This is a genomic window from Achromobacter sp. DMS1, assembly GCF_001270295.1.
Genome location: NZ_LHSJ01000196.1, coordinates 1 through 7939 on the forward strand (window position 1 = coordinate 1; position 7939 = coordinate 7939).

General features: G+C 69.5%; 5 protein-coding genes and 3 pseudogenes. 1 reads left to right on the forward strand and 7 read right to left on the reverse strand.

What is annotated here, in order from left to right; all coding sequences use genetic code 11:
• The 4 genes and pseudogenes from AD428_RS19235 to AD428_RS19250 form a co-directional block, all read right to left on the reverse strand.
• Window positions 1–316: IS110 family transposase (locus AD428_RS19235; RefSeq protein WP_152968150.1), on the reverse strand; the 316-nt coding region annotated here is incomplete at its 3' end.
• 118 nt (window positions 317–434) lie between these two features.
• A pseudogene (locus AD428_RS19240) lies at window positions 435–1555 on the reverse strand (CaiB/BaiF CoA transferase family protein).
• A gap of 13 nt (window positions 1556–1568) precedes the next feature.
• Entirely contained in the window at window positions 1569–2546 is a 978-nt protein-coding gene (locus AD428_RS19245; protein ID WP_053246255.1) for a Bug family tripartite tricarboxylate transporter substrate binding protein, read from the reverse strand.
• 85 nt (window positions 2547–2631) lie between these two features.
• A pseudogene (locus AD428_RS19250) lies at window positions 2632–4334 on the reverse strand (acyl-CoA dehydrogenase family protein).
• A gap of 118 nt (window positions 4335–4452) precedes the next feature.
• Here AD428_RS19250 and AD428_RS19255 point away from each other — a divergent pair.
• Window positions 4453–5372 (forward strand): annotated as a pseudogene (locus AD428_RS19255) (LysR substrate-binding domain-containing protein).
• Here AD428_RS19255 and purU read toward each other — a convergent pair.
• The 3 genes from purU to AD428_RS19270 are packed head-to-tail and all read right to left on the reverse strand — an operon-like array spanning window position 5369 to window position 7886.
• Window positions 5369–6223, reverse strand: coding sequence for a formyltetrahydrofolate deformylase (purU, locus tag AD428_RS19260; protein WP_053246256.1), 855 nt, complete (start codon window positions 6221–6223; stop codon window positions 5369–5371). The pseudogene AD428_RS19255 and the gene purU overlap by 4 nt on opposite strands.
• A 32-nt stretch (window positions 6224–6255) precedes the next feature.
• Window positions 6256–7365, reverse strand: a complete 1110-nt coding sequence (locus tag AD428_RS19265; protein ID WP_053246257.1) for an NAD(P)/FAD-dependent oxidoreductase — start codon at window positions 7363–7365, stop codon at window positions 6256–6258.
• Entirely contained in the window at window positions 7362–7886 is a 525-nt protein-coding gene (locus AD428_RS19270) for a flavin reductase family protein (protein ID WP_053246258.1), read from the reverse strand. Before AD428_RS19270 ends, AD428_RS19265 begins: the two co-directional genes overlap by 4 nt.
• Window positions 7887–7939 lie beyond the last annotated feature (53 nt).

Genomic DNA, 7939 nt, shown 5'->3' on the forward strand with positions numbered 1-7939 from the left:
GGCTGATGCCGAACTCCAGCAAAAAGGCGTGAAGCTGGTTGATCACGCCCGTGCGCTCGCGTACCAGCGACTCCCGTACACGGTGCAGCGCCGAGACGGTCTGCTGGGCCTCGTTGCGAACGCTCACGAACCGCATGCTTGGACGCGAGGCGGCTTCGCAGATCGCCTGCGCATCGGCGAAGTCGTTCTTGTTGCCCTGCACAAAGGGGCGCACAAACTGGGGCGAGATCAGCTTGGCCTGGTGACCCTCATCCTGCCCGTGCAGATGGAAGCTATGCTTGCCCAGATCGATACCAATCAGCGTGACGGTGTTCATGAGAGGTCTCCCAGAAAGAACAATCCCCACTCAGCGTACCGCTTCGTGGGGATCGGGCTGACCATCTCATTAAGCCCGGCGGTTGCCGGGCGGCAGGGCGGCGTCGCGGAACGCGCGTTCAGGTTTCGGCGGGCGGGGCGAGCTCGGGCGGCAGCTTGCGCAGCGTGGCCGGTGTGCGCGAGAGCTTGATGGGCGAGCCCACGCCGCGGTATTCGCCTTGCTCGAGCACCATGCCCGCGATGGCGCGTATGCGGGTGGGCGAGCGCCTGGTCCACCGTCTGCACGGCGGCGGCCGGCACGCCGTGGCGCAGCAGCCTGTCGGCCAGCGCGGCGGCCTCGTGCCGCGCAAGCAGCGCGGACAGCTCCGCGCGCAGCGCATCGCGGTTGCGCAGCCGGTCGGCGTTGAAGGCGAAGCGCGGATCGGCCGCCAGCGCCGGCCGCTCCAGCGCCTGCGCCAGCAGCGCGAACTGGCGGTTGTTGCCGACGGCCAGGAAGATCGGGCCGGAGGCGGTGGGCAGGGTTTCGTAAGGCGCGATGTTGGGATGCGCGTTGCCGGTGCGGCGCGTCTTGCCGCTGTAGAAGTAGTTGGCGGCGTGCGGATGCAATAGCGACAGCGCGCAGTCGTAGAGCGTGATGTCCAGGAACTGGCCCAGCCCGCTGCGGTGGCGCTCGTTGAGCGCCAGCAGTACGGCCACGGCGGCGTTCAGCCCGGTGACCATGTCCACCACGGGCAGCCCCACGCGCGTGGCTTCGCCGCCGGCCTCGCCGTTCCACGCTCATCAGCCGCATTGGCCTGCGCGCACGCATCGTAGCCGGGCAGGCGCCGAGCGGGCCGTCGGCGCCGAAGCCGCTCACGCGGCAATGGACGAGGCGGGGAAACGCCTGGCTCAGCGTGTCGTAGCCCAGGCCCCACTTCTCCAGCGTGCCCGGCTTGAAGTTCTCGACCAGCACGTCGGCCCCGGCCAGCAGCCGGCGCAGCGTTTCCTGCCCTTCGGGGCGGGACAGGTCCAGCGTCATGCCGTCCTTGTTGCGGTTCACGCCGATGAAGTAAGAGGCTGTCTCGCCCAGGAAGGGCGGGCCCCAGCCGCGCGTCTCGTCGCCGCCGGGCGGTTCTATCTTGAGCACGTCGGCGCCGTGGTCGGCCAGGATCTGCGTGCAGTACGGCCCGCCCAGCACGCGGGAAAGGTCGATCACTTTGCAGCCGGCCAGCGCGCCGGCATTGGGAAGCTTGGGGGACATGGCGGACGTCCGGTCAGTCGATGGATACGTGGGCGCTCTGAATCACTTCGCGCCACTTGGGAACCTCGGCCTCGATGAAGCGCGCCAGGCCTTGGGGCGTGTGGTCTTCGGCTTCGACGATGCCCTGGCTGTGCAGGGTCTCGCGGATGGCGGGATCGGCCAGCGCGGCGTCGAACGCCTGGTTGAGTTTGGCCACGACATCGGGCGGCGTGTTCTTGGGCGCGACGATGCCGAAGAACACGCTCACGTCGTAGCCCTTGAGGCCCTGCTCCGAAATCGTGGGCAGGTCGGGCAGCGCTTCCGAGCGCTGCGCGCCGGCCAGGCCGATCGCGCGCAGCTTGCCGGCCTTCACATAGGGCAGGGCGGTGAGTATGTCGGTGAACGACATGGACACCTGGCCGCCCAGCAGGTCGTTCAGGGCGGGGCCGGTGCCCTTGTAGGGAATGTGCATGATCTGGGTGCCCGCCATCTGGTTGAACAGAATGCCCGCCAGGTGCGAGGACGCGCCGTTGCCCGAGGAGGCGTAGCTCAGCTTGTCGGGGTTCTGCTTGGCGTAGGCGATGAGTTCCTGCACGTTGCGGGCCGGCACGGAGGGGTGCACCACCAGGATGTTGGGCAGGTGGCCGATGCGGATCACGGGCGCGAAGCTGGTGCGCGGATCGTAGTTCTGGTTCTTGTACAGGCTGACGTTGATGGCCAGCGGGCCGGAGGTGCCGAAGAGAATGGTGTAGCCGTCGGGCTTGGCCGCGGCTACGTATTCGGAGCCGATATTGCCGCCCGCGCCGCTGCGGTTTTCCACCACCACGGTCTGGCCCAGCGGCTGCTTGAGTTTTTCGGCCAGCCGGCGGGCCAGCGCGTCGGTGGGACCGCCGGGCGGGAAGGGAACGACCAGCGAAATGGGCCGCGAGGGGTAGGCGTCGGCGGCGTGGGCGGGGCCGCCCGCGCCCAGCGCGGCGGCGGCCAGCATCAGGGGGGCCAGATAGCGTTTCATGTCTCTCTCCAGTGGAAGACGCGCCGGCTTGTGCCGCCGGCGTCGGGGTTGCCGGCCGCCGAGCCTTCGCCGGCGGCCAGGAAGCTCAGAGGGCGTGGCGCAGGATGTCCCGGCACACGGCGGTTTCGTCGGGAGCCGCGGCGTAGGGATCGCGCGGGGCCAGGCGGTGCAGCAGCACCTGGTCTGCCAGCAGCGCGCGCGTTTCCAGCCCGGAGCTGGCGGCCTCCCCAGCGCAGCGCCGCCAGCGAGACGGCGTGGTAGAGCAGCGAGGCCGCCTGCCGGGCGAGCTCGGCGCGGTCGTCCGCGGCCGCGCGGGCGGCGAAGGCGAAGCTCTGCTCCAGCGCCTGGGCCTGGGCGGCGGCCAGCCCGGGCGGGCAGGGCGCGCCTTCGGCCAGCAGCGTGTCGACCAGGCCGCGCAGCGCGGGCAGCGAATTCTCCCGGTTGATGGCGCGCCAGCACGTCCAGCGCCACGATGTTGCTGGTGCCTTCCCAGATGGAGCCCAGGTGCGCGTCGCGCACCAGGCGCGGCTCGGTCCATTCCTCGATGTAGCCGCAGCCGCCGCGCACTTCCATCGCGTCGCCCGTGACCTTGCGCGCGTCGCGGCAGGCGCGGAACTTGATGAGCGGGGTGAGGATGCGGGCCAGGCTGGGCGGCGCCTCGCCCTGTTCGGCGGCCGCCAGCGCGCGGGCCGTCTGGAACATGACGCTGCGGGCCTGTTCGGTCCAGACGGTCATCTTGACGAGCTGGCGCTGCATCAGGGGCATGTCGATCAGGCGCTTGCCGAAGGCGCGGCGGTGCTGCGACACGTAGATGGCTTCGGTCAGGGCGCGGCGCATCAGGCCGGCCGCGCGCATGCCGTTGGACAGGCGCGAGTTGTTGATCATGTCGGCCATCTGCTTGAAGCCGCGGCCGCGTTCGCCCACCAGCCAGGCGGTGGCGCCTTCGAGGCGGATCTCGCCGCTGGCCATGGAGCGGGTGCCGAGCTTGTCTTTCAGGCGCAGGATGCGGTAGGCGTTGTGGCTGCCGTCGGCCAGGTCGCGCGGGAGCAGGAAGAGCGACACGCCCTTCAGGCCCGGCTCGGGCTCGCTGCGCGCGAGCACCATGGCGAAGCCGGCGTCGGGGTTGGAGCAGAACCATTTGTCGCCGTACAGCCGCCAGGTGCCGTCGGGCTGGGCCTCGGCGCGCACTTCGGTGGCGCTGACGTCGGAGCCGGCGCCCTGCTCGGTCATGAACATGGCGCCCTGGCGCAGGGTGTCGAAGTCCTGGGACGTGACCTGGGGCAGCACCCGCTCGACCAGGGCCGGATCGCCGTACTTGCGCAGGGTGCGGGCCAGGGAGTCGGTCATGCTGACGGGGCAGCACAGGCCGAACTCGGCCTGCACGAACAGGTGGCTCAGCGCATACTTGGCCGCGGCGGGCATGGGCTCGGGCCAGCCCAGCACGCCGCCGCGGTGCGACAGCGCGGCCAGGCCGAATTCGCCATAGGCCAGCTTTTCCAGCTCGACGTAGGCGGGGTGTTTTTCGATGCGGGACTCGTCGGCCCCGGCGCGGCTGCGCACGGACAGGGTGGGCGGGTTCTTGTCGGCCGTGGCGGCCAGCTCGTCCATCAGGCCGCCCGCCAGCGCGCCCAGGCGGTCCAGGTGCGGCAGCAGGTGCGCGTACAGGTCGGCCGGCAGGTAGCGGCGCGCCAGGGGCCCGGCATACGGGTCGGCGCGGAACAGGTTCAGGCCGCGCGAGTCGGGAATGGGCGTGGCGGCGGCGACTTGGGGGCTGACGAAGGGTTCCATGAGGGGCATCCTGCGCGGGGAGTCGGGAAAGATGCCTTGATGTTGCTCGGGTGTATTGATCTATGCAAATACCGTTTTTGTGTAGAACAATACATAAAAAGTATGAATGGAGTCCGCCATGGACCTGGACCCCCGGCTGCTGCGCTACTTCGTCGCGGTGGCGGAAGAGCGCCATTTCAGCCGCGCCGCCGAACGCCTGCACATTTCGCAGCCGCCGCTCAGCTACGCCATCCGCCAGCTCGAGGAAAACATGGGGGTGCGGCTGCTGGCGCGCACCAGCCGCCACGTGGAGCTGACCGACGCCGGTCAGGTGCTGTATCGCGAGGCGCTGACCCTGCTGCGCCAGGCGGATGAGGTGCGCACGCTGGTGCAGCGGGTGGACGCCGGGCTGCGGGGACGCCTGCGCATCGGGTTCGTGGGCTCCATGCTGTACCGCGGCCTGCCCGCGCTGCTGGCCGACATGCGCGCCGAGCTGCCGGACGTGGAGCACGTGCTCGCGGAGCTGAACTCGCACGACCAGATCCAGGCCGTGCGCCGGGGCGAGCAGGACCTGGGATTCATCCACGCCAATCCGGTGCCGGAGGGGGTGATGGCGCGCGACCTGATTGCCGAGCCTTTCAAGGTCTGCCTGCCGGCCAGCCATCCGCTGGCGGGCCGCGCCGCCTGCGGCTGGCCGAACTGGCGCACGAGGACTTCATTTTCTTCGCCCGCGCGGCGTCGCCCAGCTATTACGAAACCGTGCTGTCGCTTTGCGTGGGAGCCGGTTTCATGCCCGAAGTGCGCCATGAGGTGCGCCACTGGCTGAGCGTGGCCTCGCTGGTGTCGCAGGGCCTGGGCGTGTCCATCGTGCCGGCCTGCCTGTCGCGCAGCGGGCTGGCCGGCACGAGTTTCATCGACTTCGAACACACCGCGCGTTCCGTGAGCCAGGTCATCTGGCCCGGCGCGGGCGCTTCGCCGCTGCAGGAAAAGGCCATGGCGCTGGTCGCCCGGCATTTCGGCCTGGAGGGCGGCGCGCCGCCCGGCGGGGACCGGGCCTAGCGGAACACCACGGTCTTGTTGCGGTTGAGCAGGATGCGGTGCTCGATGTGGCTGCGCACGGCGCGCGCCAGCACCAGGGATTCCACGTCGCTGCCGACCTGGGTCAGGTCCTGCACCGTCATGTGGTGATCCACGCGCTCGATGTCCTGTTCGATGATGGGGCCCTCGTCGAGGTCGGACGTGACGTAGTGGGCCGTGGCGCCGATGATCTTCACGCCGCGCGCGTGCGCCTGGTGATACGGGCGCGCGCCTTTGAAGCTGGGCAGGAAGCTGTGGTGGATATTGATGGCGCGGCCGGTCAGGGCGCGGCACATCTCCGGCGACAGGATCTGCATGTAGCGCGCCAGCACCACCAGGTCGATGCCCTGCTTTTCCACCAGGTCCAGCACCTGGCGCTCCTGCTCGGCCTTGGTGTCGGGCGTGACGGGCAGGTGGTGGAAGGGAATGTTGTAGGACGCCGCCAGGCTGGCGTAGTCGTTGTGGTTGGAGACGATGGCGGCCACTTCGGCGCGCAGTTGGCCGCTGTGCACGCGGAACAGCAGGTCGTTCAGGCAGTGCCCCTGCCTGCTCACCATGATGAGCAGGCGCGCCTTGCGGCGCGCGTCGTGCAGTTGCAGCGTCATGCCGTATTCGGCGGCCAGGGTGTTCAGCCGCGCGCTCAGGTCGCTGGGCGCCACGGTGACAGGCAGGTCGAAGTGCACGCGCAGGAAGAAACGGCCCGTTTCTTCGTCGCCGAACTGCTGCGAATCCAGGATGTTGCACCCCAATTCGAACAACAGGCCGCTGACGCGGTAGACGATGCCCGTGCGGTCGGGGCAGGACAGGGTCAGGATGTAGTCGTTGTGCTGCATGAGGTTCGGAAAGAGATGGGACAGGAAAAAGGTCAGGCCGCGAGGCGGGCCACGGTTTCTTCGGCCAGCGCCAGGCTGGAGGTGAGCCCCGGCGATTCGATGCCGTAGAGGTTGGCCAGGCCGGGCACGCCGTGGTCGGCCGGGCCCGAAATGACGAAATCGGCGGCCGGTTCGTCCGGGCCGGAAATTTTGGGACGGATGCCGGTATAACCGGGCGCCAGCGCGTGGTCGGGCAGCGCCGGCCAGTAGCTGCGCACGGCGTCGTAGAACACGTCGGCGCGCGACGGGTCCAGCGTGTAGTCCTCGGTTTCGATCCATTCGGTGTCGGGGCCGAACTTGGCCTGGCCGCCCAGGTCGAGCGTGAGGTGCACGCCCAGCCCGGCATGCTGCGGCACCGGGTAGATCAGGCGCGAGAACGGCGCGCGCCCGGACAGCGTGAAGTAGCTGCCCTTGCACAGGTACTCGCGCGGAATGGTTCCGGCCGGCAGGCCCTCGATGCGGCGTGCCAGCGACGGCGCATGCAGGCCCGCCGAATTGATGAGCACGTTGCAGCTCAGCGTCATGGCGTCCGCGCCGCCGAATTGGAGCTGGAATCCGCCCTCCGGCAGCACCCGCGCCGACTCGAGCGGCGTGTGGAACACGCATTGCGCGCCGGCATTCTCGGCATCGCCCTGGTAGGCCAGCATGAGGGCGTGGCTGTCCACGATGCCGGTGGACGGCGAAACCAGCGCCGCGGTGCAGAAGAGCGCCGGCTCCATGGCCATGGCCTCTTCGCCCGAGATCAGGCGCAGGTCGTCCACGCCGTTGGCGCGGGCGCGCTGGGCAATGCCTTCGAGCTGCGCCGCTTGTTCGGGGCTGGTGGCGACGATGAGCTTGCCCAGCCGTTTGCAGGGCACGCCGCGCTCGGCGCAATAGGCGTACAGCAGGTGCTTGCCGCGCACGCACAGGCGCGCCTTCAAGCTGCCGGCGGGGTAGTAGATGCCGGCGTGGATGACTTCGGAGTTGCGCGAGCTGGTGCCGGTGCCGATGGCCTCGGCGGCCTCGGCGACCAGCACCTCGCGGCCCGACAGGGCGAGCGCGCGCGCAATGGCCAGTCCGACCACGCCCGCGCCGATGACGACGCAATCGATGTCCGCGTTCATGATGATTTCCTTTCGGCCCGCGTGCCGGCCGGCGTCAGGTCGAAGCCGCCCGCGTGGAACACCAGGGGGGGTTCGCCGCTGTGCCCGCAACGCTCGACTTCCCCGACCATGATGAGGTGGTCCCCCTCTTCGTACCGGCTGCGGTTGTGGCATTCGAACCAGGCGGCGCAGTGGGGGTCGAGCATGGGGGTGCCGCCGGGCGCATAGTGTACGGGAAGGCCGGCATAGCGTTCGGGCGTCTTGCCGGTGGCGAAGCGGCGCGCCAGGGCGATCTGCTCGGCGCTCAGCACGTTCACCACGTAGCGCTCGCACTGCTGGAAGGCCGCCAGCGACGAGGAGCCGCGCGACAGGCTCCACAGGATGAGCGGCGGATTCAGCGATACCGAGTTAAACGAGCTGACGGTCAGGCCGATGGGCCGGCCTTCGAGGTCGGCCGTGGTCACGACAGTGACGCCGGTGGCGTAGCGCCCCAGGGCGGTGCGGAAAAAGGCGGAGTCAAAATCGGGGGTCGAGGCTGGCATGCAATATGGATTCCGGCGGGCGCGGCGGGCGCCCGGGGTGGGGGACGCCCGCC